We start from the raw sequence: 25,076 nt of genomic DNA on the forward strand, positions 1-25,076 counted from the left end.
GGCAAATAGATTTTATTTATTGAGATATTCTTACGAATATCTCAATTTTATTAAAAATTTAGAATAAACTTTCAATTAAACAAAAATTGTTTTATAATTATGAATGTCGTTAATTTTATGTAAAAACTAATAAGTTATGATACGTAGGAGGGGTAGAAATGGGCAGAACACACGTTACATCAGTTATCAATGATGATGAGTTTTGTATAAATAAAAACGAATATAACGACTTACATAAGAACGAAAACATATATGTATTAACAGCAAATGGACTAGTACATGCGAGTGTTATAGAAATATTTGAAGATAAATCTTTGTGTAAAGCCGAAAAAGCCAATACAGTTAAAGTTAATGACATAGTTATCACCGAATAAAAGTAAAATAAAATAACTAAACGTGTAATAATACTTCGAAAGCGATTTAATAAACCTTTTTCTTTTTAAAAAGTATTGATAAATCAGTATCTATTCGATATAATTATTCTTGTGTTGAAAATGTCCTGGTAGCTCAGCTGGATAGAGCAACGGCCTTCTAAGCCGTCGGTCGGGGGTTCGAATCCCTCCCAGGACGTAAATTACCAATATCCCGTTGTATCTCGTTACTTGTAACGTAGATATGACGGGATTTTTTTGTATATATAAAAGGTTTGTTAAATAGCGTAACTGCGCCAACGTAACGCCAACGTTATAAAAATTGTAATAACTACAAAGGATATTCTATAGAAGGTTAATAAAAGTAAAGCAGAATGCAGGTGTCAAATATGTGTCAAAAGTATAATAATCTACAACATGGATCATCAAGTATTTATGTTGTAGATTATTTTTGTAATTTACTATTTGATATCTTTCTCTAAAATAATCGCTAAGTCATTTTTATCTGGATAACAATTTTTTATTTGAAAGTCATTTATTATATTTAAAATGAGCATGCTTTTCCATTTATTAAAAGTTTTAGTTTGAATTTTTTCATACCTTTTACTTTTTAATATGCTTATTTGTTTATCCATAAGCATTTGCGCAATTCCATGATTTCGATTATTTTTTTCAACGCCACCTAACCAACTGTAAAATGTAGAACAATCAATTTCATATCCAATTTTATATCCAACAATTGTCTTTTCTTTATAGGCGACTAAAATTATAACTTTATTTTTACTTAAGAATTTGTCGTTTAAATTTTCATTTGTATCGAAGATTTCATTATGTATTTTAGACAGTTCTTTATTCTCCAACTCTGGTAATGAATTATAAAATTCTTTTATATGTATCATTGTTATCACCTATATTTTATTTTTGATAAGAATTATAGTCGGTAATCTTTTTTTGTAAATACCAATTTATAGCAAGTTTTTCAGTCATTTTTACAAATTCATTTTTTCCATTTACATATTGCTCTTTGTCTCCACAATACTTATTAATGAGCATCATTTTTAAATCCTCATATTCTTTTGCTACTTTTGGAAACTCAATTAAGAAGTCTCTAAAAGCGAGATGGCGAATAATGTTTTTATCATCTTTACGATCATAAATATGAACATGGTAAAGTTTTTTATTTGTTTCTTTATCAAATTTAGTAAAGTATCTTCTATTAACGATTCCATATTCGCCATGCACATCATAATCAAACTCTTCAAAAGCAAGATTATATTTATCCACATTGTCAATATTATTAACGATAGGCATAATATCTATAATTGGCTTTGCAGATATATGTGGAATCGATGTACTACCGATATGATGAATTGAATGTAATTCATCACCAAGTATTCTTTTTATATTGTTTGATTCTTTTGCAAAAAGATTTACCCAATAAGGATTATATTTTTCGATATTAACCTTCATTATCTTTATCAGTCCTTTTGAATATGTCATAAATTCATAATATGCCTCATCATTCTAGATAGTAAATTAAGTTTAACTTATTTGAGTAATTTAAAACAAATTATGTTCTTAATATTTTTTATGATCCACTAAAAAACAATTGATATTAATTGATATATTTGGTATATTCTGTAAATGGAATGGAGGGTTGCTTATGACATATATAAATTTTTGGAAGCAAACATTCGATTACAAGAATAAATCAAGTTTTCGTGATTTGTTAGTATGCATGTTTGTTAACATTATCATTTTAGTGCTTATTATGGCACTTGGTGTGATTGTGCCAATTACTTGGGAAAATAGTATTGTTAATTTATATTATATTGTTCTTGTCTTAATGATTTTTCCCATGATTGCACTGATAGTCAGAGTAATTAAAAATTATAAATAAATAGTATGAATTGTGAACGGAATGATGAATCTCATCATTTCGTTCTTTTTGTTTATATGAACAAAATAGAAAGTTAAATCAAACATTATAGAACAAAAACGCTAGACTATAATGATATAAAAGTATACAATAAATGTAAGTTTTCAAATTTAAAAAGGGGTGTTTAATTTGAATTTTAGTAATAAAACATTTGTATGGAGGAAAAAACTGTTTGTCGTATCAATTGTTTCTGTTATGTTGTTCAGCTTATTAACGCTGACGAATCATCATGTAGAAGCAAAAGACAAAGGGGACGTATTAAAGGGCAATAAGATGAAAGTGATGGTTGATAAGTCATTTCCAAGGGCTATTGAATATACTTTGAAAAATGGTAAGAAGATGGATGGCCAAGTTAAAGAAATTAAGACGATTAAAGTGAATGGTAAATCGGTTCAACCGAAAGTTAAGTATAAAAAACTTAATGCACATGCAGCTCAATATCAATTAATTGCTTCTAATAAAGATAAAAAAATAGATGCTGAATTTACAATTGAGATGAAGGTTAAAGATAACCAATTGCATTTTGATATGAAGGATTATAAAAATAAGTTAGATGGTAAAAGTGATGATACTATAATAAAAGATATTGAAATACCTAATCATTCATTAGTTTCTGTGAATTCTAAACAGAAAAATGCTAACTTACAAACAACACGTATGTCTACAAATACGATGAAAAGTGGCGATAAAAACTTTAAAGTTAACAAAGATATTGAAGATGATTTTAATTATCCAATGATGTATGGTTTTGTTTCAAATGATAAGACGAGTGCAGGTGTTTGGAGTAATTCACAACATTCTGAAGGAACTGGAGAGTTAGATTATACGAGAATAAATGCGACTTCGGAACAAGTAGATAAAGATAAATATGTCGGTTTATCCAGTTCTAAATGGATATTGCAGCCTGGTCAAGGTTATGAAAATGCTAAAGAACAACAATTAATGCCGAAAACAAAAGTTGTTATAACAGATGATGAAAATGGTGATGGAAAAACAGATTGGCAAGATGGTGCTATTGCATATAGAGCTATCATGAATCATCCGACAAGTTCAGAGTCTGTACCTGATTTAGTTGCACACCGTATCGCAATGAATTTCGGTTCACAAGCACAAAATCCATTTTTAAAATCGCTTGATGGTGTAAAAAAAGTTAATTTAAATACAGATGGGTTAGGTCAGTCCATTATATTAAAAGGATATGGTAGTGAAGGTCACGATTCTGGTCATCTTGATTATGATAATATTGGTCAACGTATTGGTGGCGCAGAAGATATGAAGAAATTACTTAAGAACGGTAAGAAATATGGTGCAAAGTTTGGCGTACATATTAATGCGAGTGAAACATATCCAGAGTCTAAAGCATTTAATCCCGACCGTTTAAGAAAAAATGAAGACGGTACGTATAATTATGGTTGGAATTGGTTAGATCAAGGTATTAACATTGATGCAAAATATGACATGTTGCACGGTAGGAAAGACCGATTAAAAGCTTTTAAAGATAAAGTAGGTAAAGATTTAGACTTTATTTATGTAGATGTATGGGGCAATGGTCAATCAGGTGATAACCAAGCTTGGATGTCTCATCAATTAGCAAAAGAAATACAAGATTTAGGTTGGAGAGTAGCTGTTGAATGGGGTCACGGTATGGAATATGATTCAACATTCCAACATTGGGCTGCAGATTTAACTTATGGTGGATATGAAAACAAAGGGATTAATTCAAAAGTCGCAAGATTTATTCGAAACCACGAGAAAGAATCTTGGGTAGGTAATTACCAAACTTATTCAGGCGCAGCTGATTATCCATTACTCGGTGGATATGATATGAAAGACTTTGAAGGTTGGCAAGGTAGAAACAACTTTGATGAATACATCAACAATATCTTTAAAACAAATTTATCTACTAAATACTTACAGCACTTTGAAGTTACGAAGTGGGTAGATGGCAAGCCAGTCAAAATGACAGCAAATGACCAAACAGTTGAATGGACGCCTGAAATGGAAATCCAATTAAAAAATGGTAAAGATAAAGTAGTTATTAAACGTAAATCTAATGATTATGAAAATGACAAAGAAAACTACAGATCTAGAACGATAACGTTAAATGGTCAAAAGATATTAGATGACAATAAATATTTAATTCCATGGAACTGGGATGAAAATGGCAAGCAATTAAACAGTAAGAAACAAAAGCTCTATCATTATAATGAAGATGGTGGAGAATCAACTTGGGAATTACCAAAAGGTTGGAATAGTAAGCATTTAAAATTATACCAACTAACAGAGCATGGTCGTCAATATGTTGATAATGTGCGCGTTAAAGATGGAAAAGTTACTTTAAGCAATGTTAAAGCAAATACACCATATGTATTGTATAAATCAAAACAACGTAATGAGAAAGTAAAATACGGAGAAGATATGCATATTAAAGATCCAGGATTTAATGCAGAAAATCTTAAAGATTGGAAAATTAAAGGATCTAAAAAAGACGTTTCTATTACGAAATCAAACAGTAGCGACAATATGTTAACGATTAATAATCCGAAGAAAAATGTTGAATTGAAACAAAAATTAACAGATTTGAAACCTGGTAAACAATATGCAGTTTATGTTGGTGTGGATAATCGAAGTGATCAAAAAGCACGTATTAGTGTAGATGCAGATGGTACGACACATCAAAATTATACAACTAAATCCATCGCTAAAAATTATGTTAAAGCTAACGCTCATAATACAACTAAAGAATCTGCAACGAAAGGTAATGACAGTTATTTTCAAAATATGTATGTGCACTTTAAAGCACCTAAAAATGGTAAAGCAACTTTAATGCTTTCTAGAGATAAAGGTGAAGGTGTCACATATTTTGATGACATTCGAATTTTTGAAAATGATCAACAATTATATTCACAAGATAAAGTGTTTAAACAAAATTTTGAAAAAGTACCTCAAGGCATATTCCCGTTTGTCGTATCTGATATTGAAGGCGTAGAAGATAACAGAACACACTTATCCGAAAAACATGCACCATATACACAACGTGGGTGGAACAATAAACGTATAAGTGATGTCATCGATGGTACATGGTCATTAAAAATTAATGGTCAAGTAGAAAAGAATAAACTTGCTTATCAAACGATACCTCAAAACTTTAGATTTGAACCAAATAAGACATATGAAGTTTCATTTGATTATGAAGCAGGATCTGATGACACATATGCTTTTGCTACAGGTAACGACAATATTGATAATCAAAAATATAAAGAAACACCATTGAAAGGTACTGTAGATAATAAAAAACATCGTCAATTCAAAACGACAATTAAAGGTCATAAAAATGGTCAAACATGGATTGGCATAGCATCAACAGATAAAAAGGCAGACAATAAAGGTGTTAAAAATGAAGGCCAAGTGAACTTTGAAGGGACTAAAGATTTCGTATTAGATAATTTAGTCATTAAAGAAGTGAAAGATAAATAAAGTTCATAAGGAGTCTGGGACAGAAATGTTCTAGACTCCTTTTCATATTTTTAGAAATAGGATGGGAAAAGATTGCAAGTGGGACGTGACAAGCAATGTTGGAGGTCTGAATATTGCAACTGAGACGCGACAAGCAATGTTGGAGGTCTGAATATTGCAAGTGAGACGCGACAAGCAATGTTGAGGACCTCCTATTTATCAAGACTGTCCAAACAAGATAAATAAGTGCCTGGTATTTATCAAGACTGTCCAAACAAGATAAATAAGTGCCTCGTATTTATCAAGACTGACCAAACAAGATAAATAAGTGCCTCGTATTTATCAAGACTGACTAAACAAGATAAATAGGAGCTTCGTATTTATCAAGACTGACCAAACAAGATAAATAGGTGCCTCGTATTTATCAAGACTGACTAAACAAGATAAATAAGTGCCTGGTATTTATCAAGACTGGTGAAACAAGATAAATAAGTGCCACGTATTTATCAAGACACACCAAACAAGCAACATAGAAGCTCCGTATGTTGCAAGACACACCAAACAAGCAACATAGAAGCTCCCACTAACATTGATTTTTCCAAATAAAAAAGACTGGCAAAATTGTTGTGCCAGTCTTTTTACAGATACTACATTTTGATTGGTTCTCGTTCGATTGTATAGTTCCATTGATGCATGTCTGGAAGCTTACCTTGCTGAATAAATGTATAAGTTGTATATAAATGTTGTGTAATTGGTCCGATTTTATTGTTATGAATGGTTAAAACATTGTCTTTATATTTAATTTCACAGACAGGGGTGATAGCATTCAAAGTACTCGTACTAAAGACTTCTGTTAATAATCCATCTTTATATGATTGAAGGACTTCGTCAATACTAATTTCTCTTTCTTCTATTTGATAGCCTAATTCTTTTGCTAATTCAATAATTGATTGTCGTGTTACACCTGGTACTGTAATACCGTCTAATGCTGGCGTAATCAGTGTATGATTGATAACAAAGAAAATGTTCATATTATTTAATTCTTCTATATAGGTTCTCTCTCTACCATCTAGCCAAATTACATGGTCGTATCCGAATTGAGCTGCTTTAGATTTTGCAGCGTATGAAGCGGCGTAGTTACCACCAAATTGTGTAAAACCAGCACCACCTGTAACAGATTTAACATATTCATCTTCTACATGTGCTTTTATAAGTTCTGGTGTTAGGCAATTCAGCTTTTTAGGTAGTGGAGATAGGAATGTAATGAGTTCATATGTATCAGATTTACTAACACCTAATTTATTCTCTGATGCAAACATAACTGTTCTAATGTTAACAGGTTGATGTTCATGTAAATCGAATAGTTGACGTTCTTGATTAATAAGGTGTTGGATGCCTAAAAGTAGCTCGCTTTTATTAATAGCTGGCATTTCGATTCGGTTCAGTGATTGATTGAACTTTTCAAAGTGCTCGAAAGGTTTGAAGATATGAATATCGTCATTGATATGATAGGCGACCATATCTTCAAAAACGGTTTGACCATAATGAAGACATTGTGCACTTGGAGAAATTGTGATAGGTGCATAATCTTTAATGATAGGAGAAGACCATCCTTTTGATGATTGATACGACATAGTTAACATTTTGTTACCAAAGGTGGATTCACATTCGTCCTTTGTTTGACTACTTGATGATTGATATTCCATATAAATTGCCTCCTATATTTAAGTAAGTAATGTGAAATAGTATATCAGCTATATTGACCTAATTCAATATTTATTTTGAAAATTCTGAAAATAATTTTATGTGTATCTTGTTGGTTATGATGATATACTTTGATTGTGAAAATAATAGGCTAGGAGGTGACGATGATGTTTGTTACGTTAGCATTTTTAATTTTATTTATAATCAGTTATTTAGTGGATTTTAGACAATATAAAAATGTCTTCTTATTAGGATTGTTTATCATCAGTTTAATGAGTACGATATTGATTGAAATCATTGTGCCAACATTAGATTTAAATCTAAATATTAATTACATTATCATAGCGAATATCATTTACTGTTTAATTGTAATTGTGGTTATGCTCTTAGCTTTATTAAATACTAAAAAGCGAATAGCAAATGAAGGTAAAATTGTAACAAACATGATTGTCATTGGTTACGGATCTTTCATCTTAATTAACTTTTTAATCATTGTTTTTAAACCGTATCTGTTAGTAGAATTATGGAACGGATTGATATTAATTGCTATTTCTAGCTTGTTTTACTATTTGAATTTAATATTTATATTGCATAATTTATACGCTTGGATTGTGAGTGGCATTTCTAAAAGAAAGAAACAAGATTTTATTATCGTACTGGGTGCAGGTATTATAGGAGAAAAGGTAACACCACTTTTAAAAGCGAGATTAGATCAAGCGATTAAATTAAAAAGAAAAAGTTTAGATACTAAAATGATTGTAAGTGGTGGCCAAGGTTCGGATGAAGCAATCAGTGAAGCTGAAGCGATGAGACGATATTTAGTGGAACAAGGCATACGTAATGAAGAAATTATAATGGAAGACAAATCAACTAATACAGAAGAAAATTTAGTGTTCTCTATGAAGATAATGAACACTTATAAACAACATGCAATTGCTACGATTGTTTCTAATCATTTTCATATTTTAAGAGCAGCATTTTTATCTAAGAAAATTAAAATGAACGCAACTGTTACGGGCGGATCATCGAAATCATACTTCTATCCAAATGCATATATTAGAGAATATTTAGCAATCATTTATATGTTTAAAAAGACACATGCACTGGTGATGATTATCTTATTGGCAGCAGTTGCTTGCTACACATTATGGGGAATATAAACGAAAAGAAGGTCCCGTAGAGCACTCACTCTACGGGACCTTTAGTATATTATTTATCTGGTGTCCATATCACAATATCTTCACCGGATTGGTTTTGTTGCTCGATATCTTGGAAACCATGATTTAAGAAGAAATCTTTAGATTGATTACGTGCGATACATTTGATTGGTAAATCGAAGCTCTTAGCGTAATCTAATAACTGTTTGCCGTATCCTCTATCTTGATAGTCTCTTAATACTTCTAGTTTCCATAAAATGAGGTAATCATTAAATGCTGGGAAGTAAGTTTTTTCTACTTCATCTTGCTTAAATAAACACATTCTTGCTACTAACTTGTCGCCAACATAAATACCGTAAAATGGTGAATCTGAACTAGCATCGATCATTTTTCCTTTTAATTCTTCAACCATATATAAACCTTCGTTTCCGAAGTTACGAAATTGTTCGAATGCTTCTTCAGTTTTGTAATTAATTTGTAAATGTTCTACTTTAGCCATGATAATCCCCCTTGTTCTTTCCTTAATTATACTTCATTTGAATAAAATTTTAAATTATAAGCCGTTAGATTGTTTTATTTAACTACAATCTTTATACTATTGATAGTAATTAATTTCGAAGGAGAAAGACTCGTATGGACTGTAAGAAGACTGTAATTGATCAACAAAATAGTTTTATAGAGAGATATACAAATCATAATACTGAAATTATAAACTTTTATGGATATAAACCAGGGGACCAATCTGAATTCGAAAGACGCTCGAATTTATCAGCTAATGGTAGAGAAGAAGCTCTTTCAAAAGTCATATACAATTATATGTCTCAATTGGATTTAACAGATAAACAACTTGAAAACATTGAAAATTTAAAACGTGGTCACAAAGTCATTATTGGTGGTCAACAAGCTGGACTCTTTACCGGTCCTTTATATACATTCCATAAAATCATTTCAATTATCGTTTTAGCTAACGAACAAAGTGAAAAATTAAATACGCCAATTATTCCTGTATTTTGGATAGCAGGTGAAGATCATGATTTTGATGAAGTGAATCATACATATGCGTATGATCGTATTTCAAGACAGTTAAATAAGGTGAAATATAGTACGTTAGAACCACCAGAAAAGAGTGTTTCTCATTATCATTTTGATAAAACACTAATCAAAGATGCTTTAAATGACATGTTCAGTTCTATCGGAGAAACTGTTCACTCTAAAGATATTCAATCATTGATTCATAAAGCAATCGAGTCTTCTGAATCATGGAGTGAAATTTTTAAAGTCATCACACATGAAGTGTTTAAAGAATATGGGTTGTTATTAATTGATGCGAATGATCCAGAACTAAGATCTTTAGAAGTACCATTTTTCAAGGAAATCATTGAAAAACATGAAGAAGTAGATTCAGCATTTAGAAATACACAAGACCAATTTGCTGAAGTTATTAAAAAGCGCATGATTTTAACGGATGGTAATGTTCACTTATTCTATGAGCATGACGACAAAAGGCAGCTCATTATGTACGAAGATGAAAAATTCTATTTAAATAAAGATACAGATGTAACCTTTACTAAAGATGAATTACTCAGTCTTGTAGAAGAACATCCTGAACGATTTTCTAATAATGTTGTAACTAGACCTTTAATGGAAGAATATTTATTTAATACTTTAAGTTTCATTGGTGGGCCAAGTGAAATTATTTATTGGGGTGAATTAAAAGGTGTATTCAATTTATTTAATATTGAAATGCCTATAGTTACACCGCGTATGCGTATTAGTTATTTAACGCAAGAAGCGAAAAAATGTATCGATAACTATAACTTAGATCTAGATACTGTTTTAGTAGATGGTATTCAAAACGATAAAGAAAAATTTATTAGAGCAAAAGCTTCTGATGAAGTCTTAAGAGAAATTGAAGAAATGAAAGAAAGCCAATCTCAATTTCATCAAAAACTTATTAAAGAAATTGGTGACGATTATCAAAACAGAAAATTAGTCGAAAAAAATAATCAAATACATCAGCACCAATATCAATATTTAATAGATAGATATTTATTAAATGTTGAAAGAGAAAATGAAATCAGTATGAGACATTTCGAAATAGTAGAGCATACATTACATCCTCACCACGGATTACAAGAAAGAGTGTGGAATCCTATCCAAGTAATGAATCAATTTGGGATTACTATGTTCAGTCCCTCCACCTATCCACCACTTCGTTACACTTTTAAACATATAACGCTTGAACTATAGTCATAACAAGGATTAACACCCAATTTACGAAATCGTAAATTGGGTGTTTTTTTTACTATTTACACAAATTTTAAGAAATCTTGTATAAATAGTGGAGGATTGTGGGGGAATGTGGTAAATTATAAATAAGGTGAGGTGAGATAAAATGTTCATGGGTGAATACCAACATCAATTGGATACTAAAGGGCGTATGATTGTGCCTTCTAAATTCAGATATGATTTGAACGAACGTTTTATTATCACTAGAGGCCTAGATAAATGTTTGTTTGGCTACACACTTGAAGAGTGGGCGCGCATCGAAGAAAAACTCAAAACCTTACCTATTACAAAAAAAGATGCCCGTAAATTCATGAGAATGTTCTTCTCAGGTGCGATTGAAGTAGAACTAGACAAACAAGGACGTATTAACATCCCTCAAAATTTAAGAAGTTACGCTAATTTAAGTAAAGAATGTACTGTTATTGGTGTTTCTAACCGAATTGAAATATGGGATCGTTCTACGTGGAATGATTTTTATGATGAATCTGAAGACAATTTTGAGGACATTGCGGAAGATCTCATTGACTTTGATTTTTAGGAGTGAATTAAATGTTTCATCACGTATCCGTACTATTGAAAGAAACAGTAGATAAATTAGACATAAAACCAGATGGTACTTACGTTGATTGTACATTAGGTGGAGCTGGTCATAGTTTGTACCTAGTTGAACAATTGAATGACCAAGGCCGACTTATAGCAATCGATCAAGATGAAACAGCAATTGAACATGCTAAAGGTATCTTAAAGGACCATATGCATAAAGTGATTTTTGTACAAAACAACTTTAGAAATTTAGAACATATATTAGAAGAACTACATATTAGTAAAGTAGATGGTGTACTTTATGACCTTGGTGTATCTAGTCCACAGCTCGACACGCCAGAACGAGGATTTAGTTACCATTATGATGCTAAATTAGACATGAGAATGGATCAATCACAATCTTTATCAGCTTATGAAGTGGTAAATGAATGGTCATATGAACAACTTGTCAAAATCTTTTTTAGATATGGTGAAGAGAAATTTTCAAAACAAATAGCTAGAAAGATTGAAGCAAGAAGAGAACAAGCACCTATAGAAACGACTTTCGAACTAGTGGATTTAATTAAAGAAGGTATTCCAGCAGCTAAACGTAGAAAGGGTGGACACCCTGCTAAACGTGTCTTCCAAGCGATTAGAATAGCAGTTAATGATGAATTAGGTGCATTTGAAACATCTATTGAAGCGGCAATACAACACGTTAAAGTTGGCGGAAGAATTTCAGTTATTACATTCCATTCTTTAGAAGATCGTTTGTGTAAACAAGTCTTTCAAGAATATGAAAAAGGCCCAGATGTACCAAGGGGATTGCCGGTTATACCGGAAGCGTACAAGCCGAAACTAAAAAGAGTAAACAAAAAACCAATTATTTCTGATGAACAAGAACTTGAGCATAACAATAGAGCGAGAAGTGCAAAGTTAAGAGTTGCGGAAATTTTGAAGTAAACAGAGGAGTGGCAATTGAATGGCAGTAGAAAGAGTATATCCGAATTATAGACCTGATGAGTGGCAAGAGCCACAACTCGAACCACAGAAGAAAAAAGTAAAAAAGACCAAGGTAGTAGGAATATCGAGGATCGAAAAAGTCGTATACATATCATTAATAACTATGATTGCGTTGATAAGTATTTATATGCTATCTTTAAAAATGGATGCGTATAATAACAAGACACAAATCGCAGAATTAGACAGTAAAATTGAACAACAACAAACAACAAACAGTGATTTGAAGACGGAATCAATGAAACAATCGTCATACGAACGCATCTACGAAAAAGCTGAAGACTACGGTCTAAAGTTGAATAATGACAATGTAAAGGTAGTGCGTAGTGATGCCCAAAATTAAAATAAAGAAAAATAAAATAGGAGCAGTCCTCTTAGTAAGTTTTTTCGGACTGCTCTTTTTTATATTGGCCGTAAGATATTCGTATTTAATGATCAGTGGTCACTCAGCTGGTGAAGATTTAGCGTACAGGGCAAGTGAGAAATATTTAAGACAAACAGTCGCTGAACCTGAACGTGGAAAAATTTATGATCGTAATGGTAAAGTGCTTGCCGAAGATACAGATAGTTATAAATTAGTGGCAATATTAGATAAAAAAATGAGCGAAGGTAGCGATAAACCTCGACACGTAAAAGACAAGAAGAAAACAGCTAAAGCATTAGCTAAAATTCTTGATATGGATGAAGATGATATTTTAGATAAACTTAAAACTAAAAATGCCTTTCAAGTTGAGTTTGGTCAAAAAGGTAAAGATTTAACTTATAAACAAAAAACACAAATTGAAAAGCTTAAATTACCAGGATTGACGTTTGAAACGGAGAAAAAAAGATTTTATCCTAATGGTAATTTCGCGTCTCATCTAATAGGTTTAGCAGATAAAGACCCAGATACGAATAAATTAAAAGGTGTATCAGGTGCTGAAAAAGTATTTGATAGCTATTTAAAAGGAAAAACGGGTAAAAACTCTTATAAGCAAGATATATGGGGTATGCTCGTACCGAACAGTGAAGATAGTATTAAAGCGCAAAATGGTGATGATGTACATCTTACACTAGACTCTAATATTCAAGTCTTTGTTGAAAATGCACTCGACGAAATGGTAGATCGCTATGAACCTAAAGATTTATTTGCGGTTGTCATGGATGCGAAAACTGGTGAAATTCTAGGTTACAGTCAGAGACCTACGTTTAATCCTGATACGAAAAAAGACTTCGGGAAAAAATGGGCGAATGATTTATATCAAAATACTTACGAACCAGGTTCAACATTCAAAACATATGGTCTAGCTGCAGCAATTGAAGAAGGTAAATTCGAACCAAACAAGAAATTTAAATCAGGTCATAGAGAAATAGATGGATTTAAAATTTATGATTGGAACGATGATGGTTGGGGAAATATCCCTATGACAACTGGATTTACATATTCAGCGAATACATTAATGATGAAACTTCAAGACTTAGTCGGTGCTGATAAAGCAAAGGCATATTATGAGAAATTTGGTTTCGGTAAAAAAACAGGTGGCTTATTTGATAGTGAAGCGCCAGGGAATATTGCATTTGATAACGAACTTCAAAGAAAGACATCTTCATTTGGTCAGTCTACTACAGTAACGCCAATCCAAATGTTACAAGCTGAAACAGCTATTATAAATCAAGGTAATATGCTCGAACCTTATTATGTAAAATCGATTCAAAACAAAGAAAGTAACGAAACGATTAAAAAAGGCGAGAAAAAAGTAGTTGGTAATCCAATATCTAAAGATACAGCCAAGAAGACAATGACAGAATTAGATAAAGTAGTAAATAGTAAAGAAAGTCATGCTACTAACTATAAAATAGATGGTTACAGAGTTGCAGGTAAAACCGGTACAGCTCAAGTACCAGATACTAAAAACGGTGGTTATGTAGATGGTGCCAATCCTTATTTCGTAAGCTTTATGGGCTATGCGCCAGCTAAAGATCCTGAAGTGGTAGTTTATGCTGGTATGTCACTTGCACAAAAACGTGACTTAGAGGCGTATGAGTATGGTGTATCAAGAGGTTTCAATCCAATTATGGAAAACACATTGAAATATTTAGATGTAGAAGAAACTGAAGGCAAAGCTAAGACAAATGAATCAGATGTACCAGATGTTGTTAATATGAGTACACAAAAAGCAACTGATGCAATAAAAGGTAAAAAACTTGAGCCAATTGTAATTGGTAAAGGTGATAAAATTAAGAAACAAATACCGCTTAAAGGTAAAAATGTCCAAGATAAAGAAAGGATTTTACTCGTTACAGACGGTGAAATGACGATGCCTGATACTGAAAATTGGACTAAACGAGATTTACTAAAATTACAAGAAGCGACAGGTATTGAAGTAGAATCAGAAGGTTCTGGTTATGTTTCTGAGCAATCTGTCAGTCAGAACCAAACAATTAAATCTGGTACTAAAGTTAAATTTACACTTTCTAACAATCATCCGAATGGTGATGATTCAATAGGACAAGTTCCAGATGATGAAGAAACATCTAAAGATGAAAGCAAAAATAAAGATGATAAAAAAGATAGTAAAGAAGAAAAAACATCTAGTGAATCATAAATCACAGGATGATAGATAATATACAAAAGAAAAGGTGAACAATTATGAATTTTACGCTACCTGTCATTGCGTTTTTATTGACTTTGATACTAGTACCCGTTTTAATCCCAACACTTAAAAAATTAAAATTTGGGCAAAGTATTCGAGAAGAAGGACCTAAGAGTCATATGAAGAAAACAGGAACACCAACTATGGGGGGATTAACGTTCTTATTAGCAACAATCGTTGTAACAATCATTGCGTTATTCTATGTTGAGCAAGTAGGTCCGCTCATTCTGTTATTATTTGTAACACTAGGTTTTGGACTTATTGGTTTTATAGACGATTATATTATTGTCGTTAAGAAAAATAACCAAGGTTTAACAAGTAAACAAAAATTCTTAGCTCAAATTGCGATAGCCGTTGTATTCTATATCGTAAGTGTTATATTACCAAACTATGAATTTGAAACTGCCATCAACATTCCGTTTACTGATTGGTCATTACCATTGTCTGTTTTCTACATTATATTCATAGTATTTTGGCAAGTTGGATTTAGTAATGCTGTGAACTTAACAGATGGATTAGATGGTCTATCAACTGGTTTATCCATCATTGCATTTGGTTTTTACGCGGCACTATCATTTATTCTTGATAAACCAGAAATAGGGTTATTCTGTTTAGTGATGCTTGCAAGTTTATTTGGATTTTTAATTTACAACAAGTACCCAGCAAAAGTGTTCATGGGAGATACTGGAAGCTTAGCGCTTGGTGGTATTTTCGCAACGATTTCAATCATGCTTAACCAAGAAATAACATTATTATTAATCGGTTTAGTATTTGTAATTGAAACATTATCAGTTATGTTACAAGTAACGTCATTCAAGCTTACAGGAAAAAGAATATTTAAAATGAGCCCATTGCATCACCATTTCGAATTAGTTGGTTGGAGTGAATGGAAAATAGTATTAGTATTCTGGGCTACAGGTATCGTTACTGGTGCAATTGGTTTATGGATAGGGGTAATGTAATATGAAAGCATATGATGCATTAAAAGAGAAACCTGTTCTTATTTTAGGTTTAGCAAAAAGTGGATATGAAAGTGCAAAGTTATGCCATAAATTAGGAGCTGAAGTAACAGTTAATGACGGTAAAGATTTATCATCTGATCCGCATGCACTTGAATTAGAGCAACAAGGGATACGTGTAATCAGTGGTGAACATCCATTGTCACTACTCGATAATAAGCCTTTAATCGTAAAAAACCCTGGTATACCTTACAATATTCCACTATTGCAAGAAGCGATGAATCAAGGATTGGATATCATAACAGAAGTTGAATTAAGTTATTACATTTCAGAAGCACCTATTATCGGTATTACCGGTACAAATGGTAAAACTACGGTGACTTCTTTAATAGGTGATATGTTTGGTAATAGTAAAGTGAATGGTCAAGTTTCCGGTAATATTGGTGTAGTTGCATCAAAAGTTGCTCAAGAAGTTACGAAAGACGATTATCTTATTACTGAACTATCTTCATTCCAACTTTTAGGAACAATCCATTATCGTCCGCATATCGCGATTGTTACAAATATTTATTCTGCACATTTGGATTATCACGGTAGTTTAGAAGAATACCAGAATGCTAAGAAAAATATTTTTAAGAATCAAACCGAAGACGATTATTTAATTTTTAACTATGAACAAAGACATTTAATCAATACAGATGATATTAAATCTAAAATATTATATTTTTCAACTAATCAAAAAGTAAATGGCATTTATATTGAAGATGATTATGTCGTATATAATGGTATAAGAATTATCAATACGCAAGATATTGTATTACCTGGTAAACATAATTTAGAAAATGTACTTGTAGCTGTATTAGCTTCATTATTATCTGGTGTTGACGTGAAGTCGGTTGTGCATACTTTAACAACATTCTCAGGTATTAAACATAGACTTCAATATGTTGGGAATAATAGAGGTAATAAGTATTACAATGACTCTAAAGCGACGAATACTTTAGCGACACGATTTGCTTTAAGTTCATTTAATTCGCCAATCATTTGGTTATGTGGTGGATTAGATAGAGGAAATGACTTTGATGATTTAATACCATATATGGATAATGTCCGTTTGATGGTTACATTTGGCGAAACAAAAGATAAATTAAAAACGTTAGGTGCGAGTCAAGGTAAAGAGGTCTTGCAAGCAAATGACGTTAAAGATGCCGTCAATTTGATTCAAGATTATATACAATCTAATGATGTTGTCTTACTATCACCAGCGTGTGCAAGCTGGGATCAATATGATACATTTGAAGCGCGTGGCGACGAATTTATTGAAAGTTTCCAAAAACATTTACCAACATTTTAGAAATTGTGAAAAGAAGGAGTGACAACCGTGAATAAAAGTTCTGATAACAATGATGATATATTGCAATTTGAAACGACTACGGAAGATGAACGATTAGAAATTTTAAAGAAGAAAAGAAAACGTAGACGTCAAATTCAATTAGGTGTATTCATAGGTGTTATACTCCTTGTTATCTTGATTTTACTGTACATGTTTACAGACATCAGTAAAGTTGATCAAGTGGACATTAAAGGTGAAGAAATCGTATCTAAAAAGGATATCGAAAAAGCTTTAGACATTAAAAAAGATTCTCGAATATACAATATTCCTGTAAGTGATATGAAATCGAAAATCGAAGAAATTGAAGGCGTTAAAAGTGTTGAAATTAAACGTCATTTTCCAAATGATTTAACGGTAAATGTAAATGAATATGAAACGATTGGCTTAGTTAAAGAGAAAAAACGTTACGTACCGTTATTAGAAAATGGAAAAACAATTAAAAACTTATCAACAGATTTACCAATTGATGTTCCGATTTTGAATGATTTCAGTTCTAAAAAATTAAATAAATTGATTCCTGAATTGAAAAAGGTGAAACCTAAAGTTAAATCAATGATATCGGAAATTAATTATAAGCCAGGTGAGAACAATCAGAATAGAATCCAACTATTTATGACAGATAATGTAGAAGTTGTTGGAGATATTCAAACTTTTGCGAATAAAATCAACTATTATCCAAGTATTTCTGATAAATTAGAGAGAGACAATTCTGGAGCGCTCAAAACACCTGGATTTTTAGATTTACAAGTCGGTGTAACATTCTTACCGTATGAAACAGAAGAACAGCAAAAAGAACGTTCAGAAAAAGAAACAAAACAAGATGAAAACAATAAAACTGAACAGAAAAAATTAGACCAAGCATTACAAGATTTATCTAAAGAATTGGATAAATCTGGAGAAGAACCAAAATCAACTGAGAAATCAGAAGAATAAGTAAAAAAATCAATAAATAAACCTATAATTAGTTCACATTAAATCAAGTATCATGTAAACTAATAATAGTTTAAATTTGATTATCATGTGTTAGAGGAGGTGCCTATCGATGGAGGAACATTATTATATTAGTTTAGATATAGGTTCATCGAGTGTAAAAGTAATAGTAGGAGAAAAATTTCATAATGGCATTAACGTGATAGGTACAGGGCAAACTTATACGAATGGTATAAGAAATGGTTGTATAGATGATTTTGATATCGCTAAACAAGCAATTAAAGATACAATCAAAAAAGCAGCAATTGCTTCTGGAATAGATATTAAAGAAGTATTCTTAAAAATGCCTATCGTGAATACAGAGATTTACGACGAAAAATTTGAAATACCTTTTGATGGTACAGAAACTGAAATAAATGGCAGTCATATAGAATCAGTATTAGAGGGCATTAGAGAATTGAATGATGTACCTGAAACTGAAGTCATTGGTGTATTCCCAATGAAATTTATTGTAGATGACTTACATGAGGTTTCTGATCCTAAAGAGATGGTTGCAACGCAATCATTAAAAGTAGAAGCAGGCGTTATCGCAACATCAAAATCATTATTAATCAACATCATTAAATGTGTTGAATCTTGTGGAGTAGATGTATTAGAAGTATTTTCTGATGCTTATAACTATCAATCTATATTATCTCCAACAGAAGTTGAACTTGGTGCTTGCGTCATTGATATTGGTGAAGATTTAACGCAAGTAGGCTTTTATGAAAGAGGCAATTTAGTTGATGCTGATACGATTGAAATGGCAGGTAGAAGCATAACAACAGATATTGCGAAATCATTAAATACTACATATGACAATGCCGAGAAGATTAAACAACAATATGGACATGCATTCTACGATTCTGCATCAGATCAAGATGTCTTTAGTGTTGAACAAATTAACGAAGATGGTCACGCACAATTCACTCAAAAAGAATTAAGTGAAATTATTGAATCAAGAGTAGAAGAAATTTTCTTTGAAATATTTGATTTATTACAAGATATGGGTATTACAAATGTTAACGGTGGATTCGTCGTAACAGGTGGTACTTCAAACCTACTTGGTATTAAAGAATTATTACAAGATATGGTTAATGAAAAAGTACGTGTACATACACCGTCTCAAATGGGTATACGTAAACCTGAGTTTACTTCTAGTATATCTACTATATCTAGTGGAATTAACTTTGATGAGCTACTAGATTATGTTACAATGAATAATTATGACGCTGATAATGTCGAAGAAGAAACATACGAAGAAGAAACTCAAGAAACTAAAGTTAAACCATATGAACAATGGTTTAAAAAGAAATCAAACAAAAACAATGACGCAAAAGCTTCAAATTCTGATCATGACAGAGTCTCCGAAACAGAATATGATTCGGAAAGTCAAGAAGAGAAGCCAAGTGTATTAAAAAAATTAATGAAATCGTTATTTGATTGATGGGTCATAAAGATTAGGAGGATAATAAATGTTAGAATTTGAGCAAGGGTTTAATCATTTAGCTACTTTAAAAGTAATTGGTGTTGGTGGTGGCGGTAATAACGCTGTTAACCGCATGATAGATCATGGAATGAACAATGTAGAATTTATTTCTATTAATACAGATGGTCAAGCTTTAAACTTATCTAAAGCTTCATCTAAAATTCAAATTGGTGAAAAATTAACACGTGGATTAGGTGCAGGTGCAAACCCAGAAATCGGTAAAAAAGCTGCTGAAGAATCACGTGAACAAATAGAAGATGCTATTCAAGGCGCTGACATGGTATTTGTTACTGCTGGTATGGGTGGCGGAACTGGTACAGGTGCTGCACCAGTTGTTGCTAAAATCGCAAAAGAGATGGGTGCATTAACTGTTGGTGTTGTTACACGTCCATTTAGCTTTGAAGGACGTAAACGTCAAACTCAAGCTGCTGCTGGTGTAGAATCTATGAAAGCTGCAGTAGATACATTAATCGTTATTCCTAATGATCGTCTTTTAGATATCGTTGATAAATCAACACCTATGATGGAAGCATTCAAAGAAGCAGATAATGTATTACGTCAAGGTGTACAAGGTATCTCGGACTTAATCGCTGTTTCTGGTGAAGTTAACTTAGACTTTGCTGACGTTAAGACTATTATGTCTAACCAAGGTTCAGCATTAATGGGTATCGGTGTATCTTCTGGTGAAAATAGAGCAATCGAAGCTGCTAAAAAAGCCATTTCTTCACCATTATTAGAAACTTCAATCGTAGGCGCACAAGGTGTCTTAATGAACATTACAGGTGGAGAGTCACTTTCACTATTTGAAGCTCAAGAAGCAGCAGATATTGTTCAAGATGCAGCAGACGAAGATGTTAATATGATCTTTGGTACAGTTATAAACCCAGAATTACAAGACGAATTAGTCGTTACAGTAATTGCTACTGGATTTAATGACAAACCTTCTAATGCTCGTAAACCACAAGGTGGCGGAGCATTTGGTGGAACTACAGAAGAACCTGCTTCTAAAAGAGAAGAAGGAGAATCACTAGGTAGAAAAGCTTCATTTGAAAATAAATCAGCAAATGAATCAACTGATGATAGTGATATTCCAAGTTTCATTCGAAATAGAGAAGATAGACGTTCTAGACGCTCTAGACGATAAATGAACTTAAAAAGTCATCAGGCTAAGTCCTGATGACTTTTTTTGTTAGGAGAGATGAAATGAAAGAGATTTTTAATCAACATAATCATTATTTATCATATGAAGCCGATGATAGAAATGATTTAACGATAGGTATTACAACTCGTCAAGGTGGTTATAGTCCATATCCGGAGAATGCATTTAATATGGCGCGATATATCAATGACGATCCAGATAATATTTCAAAGCATCAGCAAATATTAGCCAATGAAATTAATTTTAGTTGTGACAATTGGGTATTTCCAATTCAAACACATGAGAATAAAGTTCGAGAAGTATCTTCAAAGGATAAAGGTACAAATATCAATGCATTAACTGAAGCACTTCATGGAATAGATGGACTTTATACTTATGAGTCTGACCTATTATTAACGATGTGCTTTGCAGATTGTGTACCAATCTATTTATATGATACGCAAAATGGTTATATTGGTCTTTGTCATGCCGGATGGAGAGGTACGTATTCCCAAATTATTAAAGAGATGATTGAACAATATAACGGAGACGTTTCAAATTTGAGAGTTGTTATAGGACCATCCACATCTGACAGTTACGAAATTAACGAAGACATTTATCAAAAGTTCAAAACATTACCAATAGACTCTGAAGCGTACATTGTACAAAGAGGACAAGATAGATACGCCATAGATTTAAAACAAGCAAATGAACTACTTGCCATACATTATGGTGTTAATCCTGAACATATCGTTAAGACGAATCATTGTACGGCTAGTGAAACGGATTTATTCTTCTCATATAGAGTAGAAAAAGGGCAAACTGGTAGAATGCTTGCATTTATAGGTAGAAAGTAGGTATAGATTTGAAATCAGTAAAAGAAAATTTAGTAGAAATCAATTCACAAATTTGTAACAGTAGTGAAGAATCAGAATTTAATACGGCGCCTCAAGTGATTGTTGTGACAAAATATGTTACAATAGACCGAGCTAAAGAAGCTTATGAAGCAGGCTTGAAAAACTTTGGAGAAAATCGTATTGAAGGATTTTTGGAAAAGAAAAAGCATCTTCCAGATGATGCTATCATGCATTTTATTGGATCATTACAAACAAGAAAAGTAAAAGACATCATTAATGAAATTGATTATTTACATGCATTAGATAGATTAAAATTAGCTAAAGAAATTGAAAAACGTGCTGAACATGTTGTAAAATGCTTTGTTCAAGTGAATGTTTCGGGAGAAGAATCAAAACATGGCATGTCGCCTGATGAAGTTATCCCATTTATTCGAGAGCTTAAGGATTTTAAACATATTGAAATAGTTGGTTTAATGACTATGGCACCATTAACTGAAGACAAAATAAAATTAAGACAATATTTTAACCAACTAAGATTATTGAAAGAGAAAGTACAATCCTTAAACTTATCATATGCACCTTGCACTGAATTATCTATGGGCATGAGCAATGATTTCAATGAAGCAATATTAGAAGGTGCTTCTTATGTAAGAATTGGTACAAAATTAGTTGGCGAATAGGAGTGTAAATTATGGCAATTAAAGATGTATTTAAAGGCTTTTTCGTAGTCGATGAAGAAGAAGAAGTATACGAAGAGCCACAAAGAGAACAAACAAAATCACCACAACAAGAATCATCTATACAAGAACAAAAACCAAAACAACAATCTTTAAAAAGTGTACCAACACAAAAATCAAATACAACTAGATACCAATCACAACGTTCTCGTGATTTTAAAAAACCTGAAAGGAAAGAGGCCATGACTGAGAAACGTACAAATTCATCTCAAACGAATGTCGTTAGTATGAGCGGGAATATGGATTTTGCGCAAAGTTCAAAAATGTGCTTATTTGAACCAAGAGTATTTTCAGATACGCAGGATATCGCCGATGAACTTAAAAATAGACGTACAACATTAGTAAACTTACAACGCATTGACAAAGTATCAGCTAAAAGAATTATAGACTTCTTGAGTGGTACTGTTTATGCGATTGGTGGAGATATAAGACGTGTAGGAACAGACATCTTCTTATGTACACCTGATAATGTTGAAGTAGCTGGATCAATTACTGAGCAACTAGAACAAGTTGAACCTTATCAAGAATAGAGGAATTTAAGATATGGATAGTGGATTATTAAGTACGATATTAGGCTTTGTATTATTCGTCGTTAAAATTTATCAATATGGTATGATCGTTTATTTCCTTACATCATGGTTACCAGGCGTTAGGGAAGGCGCATTTGGACAATTTTTAGGGAAAATATATGAACCATTTTTAGAACCATTTAGAAAAATCATCCCACCTTTAGGTATGTTAGACATATCTTCATTAGTGGCGTTTATAACGTTAAGTTTATTCTATGTTGGTTTAGTTAATATATTTAATATGATTGTACCTGTAATGCCAATATTATAATTAAACGATAAATGACAGTAGGGTGAGACGTAATGTCACATCCTATTTTTTATTGAATTAGAGGTGTCAAAATGGATATATATCAACACTTTAGAAAAGAAGAAAAAGAGATTATTGATTTATTTTTAAATAGGTGTGAAGTTGCTGAACGAAATTATCAACCAGTGCTTACAGAATTTCTGGACCCTAGAGAACAATTTATATTACAAACAATCGTGGGTGGCTTCGATGATTTAAATGTACATTACTTTGGTGGGAATGAAGAATCAGAAAGAAAACGTGCAATCGTCGCACCTGATTATTTTGAACCGACTGAAGCGGATTATGAGATGGTTCTTATTGAGCTTACTTATCCTTCAAAATTTGTTAAATTGACGCATCGTAATGTATTAGGTACGATCATGTCGCTTGGGATTGATAGAAATCAACTAGGGGATATTATTGTTAATGACCGTATACAGTTTGTTTTGACAAAGAGATTTGAATCGTATATTATGATGGAATTAACAAAGATTAAAGGTGCTGGAATCAAATTGAGTTCTATTCCATTCCAAAATATGATACAATCAAGTGAGAATTGGCAGACACATGACGCAACTGTAAGTGCATTGAGATTGGATGTAATCATTAAACACCTTACAAATACGAGTAGAACAATTAGTAAGAAATTGATTGAAAGTAAACGCGTTAAAGTCAATTATAGAGAAATCGAACAAGTAGACTTTATAGTCGAAGAAAATGATTTGATCTCTATTAAAGGATATGGACGTGCGAAGATCATTCAAAATAATGGAACTTCAAAAAAAGGCAAGATAAGAATAGCTTATCGAACATTGTTTAAATAGTGCTGAGGAGGAAAACTTATGGCATTTACCCCAGAGGAAATCAAACAAAAAGAATTTAGTAGAGTTCATAAAGGATTAGATGAAACTGAAGTACGTGGATATCTACAAACTTTAAGTGATGAAATTGAAAAATTAAAATCAGATAAAGCGCATTTACAAAGTATTATAGATGATAAAGAAGAGAATATTAGTCGATTCAAAGCAGTCGAAAATACAATCTCTGACGTATTATTACAAGCGCAAAAAACAAGTGAAGAAACGAAACATACTGCTGTATTAAAAGCAGATGCTATTATTAAAGAAGCAGAGGGACGTTCTGATCAAATCGTTAATGATGCACTTCAAAAAGCGCGTCATATCAGTTTCCAAACTGAAGATATGAAACGTCAATCAAAAGTCTTTCGTTCACGTTTCCGCATGTTAGTTGAAGCGCAATTAGATTTATTGAAAAATGAAGATTGGGATTATTTACTGAATTATGATGTCGATCAACAAAAAGTTACTGAAGAAAATATTGACATTTTGAACAAAGAAGAAGAAAATAATCAAGAACAGATAAATAATCAAGCAGTTAAAAGTGAAGAGGACAAGTCTGAAGAATAAACGAATTGAGAAGCGAGTTAGGGATAGTGAGAGCCTAATAAATTCATTTCTTTAGGTATCACCTGTTTGCGAATATGATATATGTTTAATGAGTGAACTCTAAGTTGAGTTAATAAGGGTGGTACCGCGATGTATGTCGTCCCTATTATTTCAGC

Annotated in this window: 24 protein-coding genes and 1 tRNA gene; 21 read left to right on the forward strand and 4 right to left on the reverse strand. The window is 32.0% G+C overall.

The features are described from left to right. The first annotated feature begins 158 nt into the window (after positions 1–158). Together LQ679_RS06900 and LQ679_RS06905 are read left to right on the forward strand one after the other, a co-directional pair. A complete protein-coding gene (locus tag LQ679_RS06900) occupies positions 159–374 on the forward strand; it encodes a hypothetical protein (protein WP_037587508.1) in 216 nt (71 codons plus the stop codon). Between the two features lie 122 nt (positions 375–496). After that, positions 497–570, forward strand: a tRNA-Arg gene (locus LQ679_RS06905). Positions 571–832: 262 nt separating this feature from the next. Here LQ679_RS06905 and LQ679_RS06910 read toward each other — a convergent pair. After that, positions 833–1,270, reverse strand: coding sequence for a GNAT family N-acetyltransferase (locus LQ679_RS06910; RefSeq protein ID WP_239748051.1), 438 nt, complete (start codon positions 1,268–1,270; stop codon positions 833–835). A gap of 16 nt (positions 1,271–1,286) precedes the next feature. Further along, positions 1,287–1,841, reverse strand: coding sequence for a GrpB family protein (locus LQ679_RS06915; protein WP_239762322.1), 555 nt, complete (start codon positions 1,839–1,841; stop codon positions 1,287–1,289). Positions 1,842–2,034: 193 nt separating this feature from the next. On the opposite strand from LQ679_RS06915, the gene LQ679_RS06920 reads away from it, so the two are divergent. Next, entirely contained in the window at positions 2,035–2,271 is a 237-nt protein-coding gene (locus LQ679_RS06920) for a hypothetical protein (protein ID WP_037559882.1), read from the forward strand. Between the two features lie 168 nt (positions 2,272–2,439). Next, positions 2,440–5,787, forward strand: a complete 3,348-nt coding sequence (locus LQ679_RS06925; protein ID WP_275589908.1) for an endo-alpha-N-acetylgalactosaminidase family protein — start codon at positions 2,440–2,442, stop codon at positions 5,785–5,787. Positions 5,788–6,413: 626 nt separating this feature from the next. Here the strand turns inward: LQ679_RS06925 and LQ679_RS06930 are convergent. Further along, a complete protein-coding gene (locus LQ679_RS06930; protein ID WP_239762323.1) occupies positions 6,414–7,472 on the reverse strand; it encodes an aminotransferase class IV in 1,059 nt (352 codons plus the stop codon). A 162-nt stretch (positions 7,473–7,634) separates the two neighbouring features. Here LQ679_RS06930 and LQ679_RS06935 point away from each other — a divergent pair, with 162 nt between their 5' ends. Continuing rightward, on the forward strand, positions 7,635–8,630 hold the full coding sequence (locus LQ679_RS06935; protein WP_239762324.1) for a YdcF family protein: 996 nt from the start codon (positions 7,635–7,637) through the stop codon (positions 8,628–8,630). Between the two features lie 49 nt (positions 8,631–8,679). On the opposite strand, the gene LQ679_RS06940 is transcribed toward LQ679_RS06935, so the two are convergent. Continuing rightward, positions 8,680–9,126: an N-acetyltransferase gene (locus tag LQ679_RS06940; protein ID WP_037587520.1), complete on the reverse strand. Its 447-nt coding sequence runs from the start codon at positions 9,124–9,126 to the stop codon at positions 8,680–8,682. A 134-nt stretch (positions 9,127–9,260) separates the two neighbouring features. Between LQ679_RS06940 and bshC the strand changes: the two genes are divergently transcribed. From bshC to LQ679_RS07020, 16 genes are all read left to right on the forward strand, one after another. Beyond that, positions 9,261–10,877, forward strand: a complete 1,617-nt coding sequence (bshC, locus tag LQ679_RS06945; RefSeq protein ID WP_126476921.1) for a bacillithiol biosynthesis cysteine-adding enzyme BshC — start codon at positions 9,261–9,263, stop codon at positions 10,875–10,877. A gap of 145 nt (positions 10,878–11,022) precedes the next feature. Continuing rightward, on the forward strand, positions 11,023–11,454 hold the full coding sequence (mraZ, locus tag LQ679_RS06950; protein WP_025904608.1) for a division/cell wall cluster transcriptional repressor MraZ: 432 nt from the start codon (positions 11,023–11,025) through the stop codon (positions 11,452–11,454). Between the two features lie 11 nt (positions 11,455–11,465). Further along, the gene (rsmH, locus tag LQ679_RS06955) at positions 11,466–12,401 is read left to right on the forward strand and encodes a 16S rRNA (cytosine(1402)-N(4))-methyltransferase RsmH (RefSeq protein ID WP_037587526.1); all 936 of its coding nucleotides are present in this window, start codon (positions 11,466–11,468) and stop codon (positions 12,399–12,401) included. Between the two features lie 19 nt (positions 12,402–12,420). Further along, positions 12,421–12,801, forward strand: coding sequence for a cell division protein FtsL (gene ftsL, locus LQ679_RS06960; protein WP_037587528.1), 381 nt, complete (start codon positions 12,421–12,423; stop codon positions 12,799–12,801). Continuing rightward, positions 12,788–15,043 carry a penicillin-binding protein gene (locus tag LQ679_RS06965; RefSeq protein ID WP_037587531.1) on the forward strand — a complete coding sequence of 752 codons (2,256 nt, stop codon included), beginning with the start codon at positions 12,788–12,790 and terminating at the stop codon, positions 15,041–15,043. Before ftsL ends, LQ679_RS06965 begins: the two co-directional genes overlap by 14 nt. Before the next feature lie 44 nt (positions 15,044–15,087). Beyond that, positions 15,088–16,053, forward strand: a complete 966-nt coding sequence (gene mraY / locus LQ679_RS06970; RefSeq protein WP_191836221.1) for a phospho-N-acetylmuramoyl-pentapeptide-transferase — start codon at positions 15,088–15,090, stop codon at positions 16,051–16,053. 1 nt (position 16,054) lies between these two features. Then, on the forward strand, positions 16,055–17,404 hold the full coding sequence (murD, locus tag LQ679_RS06975) for a UDP-N-acetylmuramoyl-L-alanine--D-glutamate ligase (protein ID WP_107596655.1): 1,350 nt from the start codon (positions 16,055–16,057) through the stop codon (positions 17,402–17,404). Between the two features lie 27 nt (positions 17,405–17,431). Next, positions 17,432–18,376, forward strand: a complete 945-nt coding sequence (locus LQ679_RS06980; RefSeq protein WP_191836222.1) for a cell division protein FtsQ/DivIB — start codon at positions 17,432–17,434, stop codon at positions 18,374–18,376. A gap of 109 nt (positions 18,377–18,485) precedes the next feature. Continuing rightward, positions 18,486–19,859, forward strand: coding sequence for a cell division protein FtsA (gene ftsA / locus LQ679_RS06985; protein WP_037587537.1), 1,374 nt, complete (start codon positions 18,486–18,488; stop codon positions 19,857–19,859). A gap of 28 nt (positions 19,860–19,887) precedes the next feature. Then, the gene (gene ftsZ / locus LQ679_RS06990; RefSeq protein ID WP_037587538.1) at positions 19,888–21,045 is read left to right on the forward strand and encodes a cell division protein FtsZ; all 1,158 of its coding nucleotides are present in this window, start codon (positions 19,888–19,890) and stop codon (positions 21,043–21,045) included. 59 nt (positions 21,046–21,104) lie between these two features. After that, complete coding sequence (gene pgeF / locus LQ679_RS06995) at positions 21,105–21,896, forward strand: peptidoglycan editing factor PgeF (protein ID WP_239762325.1); 792 nt, start codon at positions 21,105–21,107, stop codon at positions 21,894–21,896. A gap of 8 nt (positions 21,897–21,904) precedes the next feature. Further along, positions 21,905–22,576 (forward strand): YggS family pyridoxal phosphate-dependent enzyme, encoded by a 672-nt coding sequence (locus LQ679_RS07000; protein WP_107617819.1) that lies wholly within the window; start codon positions 21,905–21,907, stop codon positions 22,574–22,576. A gap of 11 nt (positions 22,577–22,587) precedes the next feature. Next, positions 22,588–23,163, forward strand: a complete 576-nt coding sequence (locus LQ679_RS07005; protein ID WP_107596659.1) for a cell division protein SepF — start codon at positions 22,588–22,590, stop codon at positions 23,161–23,163. Positions 23,164–23,176: 13 nt separating this feature from the next. Next, a complete protein-coding gene (locus LQ679_RS07010) occupies positions 23,177–23,473 on the forward strand; it encodes a YggT family protein (RefSeq protein WP_037587547.1) in 297 nt (98 codons plus the stop codon). A gap of 71 nt (positions 23,474–23,544) precedes the next feature. Then, positions 23,545–24,318 (forward strand): YlmH family RNA-binding protein, encoded by a 774-nt coding sequence (locus LQ679_RS07015; protein ID WP_239762326.1) that lies wholly within the window; start codon positions 23,545–23,547, stop codon positions 24,316–24,318. 18 nt (positions 24,319–24,336) lie between these two features. Then, positions 24,337–24,921, forward strand: a complete 585-nt coding sequence (locus LQ679_RS07020) for a DivIVA domain-containing protein (protein WP_025904594.1) — start codon at positions 24,337–24,339, stop codon at positions 24,919–24,921. The last annotated feature ends 155 nt before the right edge of the window (positions 24,922–25,076 follow it).

It is taken from the genome of Mammaliicoccus sp. I-M35 (assembly GCF_022386455.1).
Taxonomy (GTDB): Bacteria; Bacillota; Bacilli; order Staphylococcales; family Staphylococcaceae; genus Mammaliicoccus; species Mammaliicoccus sciuri_A.

Excerpts from the sequence above, each read along its gene's own strand:
- LQ679_RS06900 (WP_037587508.1), top strand. The coding sequence starts at position 159 with ATGGGCAGAACACACGTTACATCAGTTATCAATGATGATGAGTTTTGT.
- LQ679_RS06910 (WP_239748051.1), bottom strand. The coding sequence starts at position 1,270 with ATGATACATATAAAAGAATTTTATAATTCATTACCAGAGTTGGAGAAT.
- LQ679_RS06915 (WP_239762322.1), bottom strand. The coding sequence starts at position 1,841 with ATGAAGGTTAATATCGAAAAATATAATCCTTATTGGGTAAATCTTTTT.
- LQ679_RS06920 (WP_037559882.1), top strand. The coding sequence starts at position 2,035 with ATGACATATATAAATTTTTGGAAGCAAACATTCGATTACAAGAATAAA.
- LQ679_RS06930 (WP_239762323.1), bottom strand. The coding sequence starts at position 7,472 with ATGGAATATCAATCATCAAGTAGTCAAACAAAGGACGAATGTGAATCC.
- LQ679_RS06935 (WP_239762324.1), top strand. The coding sequence starts at position 7,635 with ATGATGTTTGTTACGTTAGCATTTTTAATTTTATTTATAATCAGTTAT.
- LQ679_RS06940 (WP_037587520.1), bottom strand. The coding sequence starts at position 9,126 with ATGGCTAAAGTAGAACATTTACAAATTAATTACAAAACTGAAGAAGCA.
- bshC (WP_126476921.1), top strand. The coding sequence starts at position 9,261 with ATGGACTGTAAGAAGACTGTAATTGATCAACAAAATAGTTTTATAGAG.
- mraZ (WP_025904608.1), top strand. The coding sequence starts at position 11,023 with ATGTTCATGGGTGAATACCAACATCAATTGGATACTAAAGGGCGTATG.
- rsmH (WP_037587526.1), top strand. The coding sequence starts at position 11,466 with ATGTTTCATCACGTATCCGTACTATTGAAAGAAACAGTAGATAAATTA.
- ftsL (WP_037587528.1), top strand. The coding sequence starts at position 12,421 with ATGGCAGTAGAAAGAGTATATCCGAATTATAGACCTGATGAGTGGCAA.
- LQ679_RS06965 (WP_037587531.1), top strand. The coding sequence starts at position 12,788 with ATGCCCAAAATTAAAATAAAGAAAAATAAAATAGGAGCAGTCCTCTTA.
- mraY (WP_191836221.1), top strand. The coding sequence starts at position 15,088 with ATGAATTTTACGCTACCTGTCATTGCGTTTTTATTGACTTTGATACTA.
- murD (WP_107596655.1), top strand. The coding sequence starts at position 16,055 with ATGAAAGCATATGATGCATTAAAAGAGAAACCTGTTCTTATTTTAGGT.
- ftsA (WP_037587537.1), top strand. The coding sequence starts at position 18,486 with ATGGAGGAACATTATTATATTAGTTTAGATATAGGTTCATCGAGTGTA.
- ftsZ (WP_037587538.1), top strand. The coding sequence starts at position 19,888 with ATGTTAGAATTTGAGCAAGGGTTTAATCATTTAGCTACTTTAAAAGTA.
- pgeF (WP_239762325.1), top strand. The coding sequence starts at position 21,105 with ATGAAAGAGATTTTTAATCAACATAATCATTATTTATCATATGAAGCC.
- LQ679_RS07005 (WP_107596659.1), top strand. The coding sequence starts at position 22,588 with ATGGCAATTAAAGATGTATTTAAAGGCTTTTTCGTAGTCGATGAAGAA.
- LQ679_RS07010 (WP_037587547.1), top strand. The coding sequence starts at position 23,177 with ATGGATAGTGGATTATTAAGTACGATATTAGGCTTTGTATTATTCGTC.
- LQ679_RS07015 (WP_239762326.1), top strand. The coding sequence starts at position 23,545 with ATGGATATATATCAACACTTTAGAAAAGAAGAAAAAGAGATTATTGAT.
- LQ679_RS07020 (WP_025904594.1), top strand. The coding sequence starts at position 24,337 with ATGGCATTTACCCCAGAGGAAATCAAACAAAAAGAATTTAGTAGAGTT.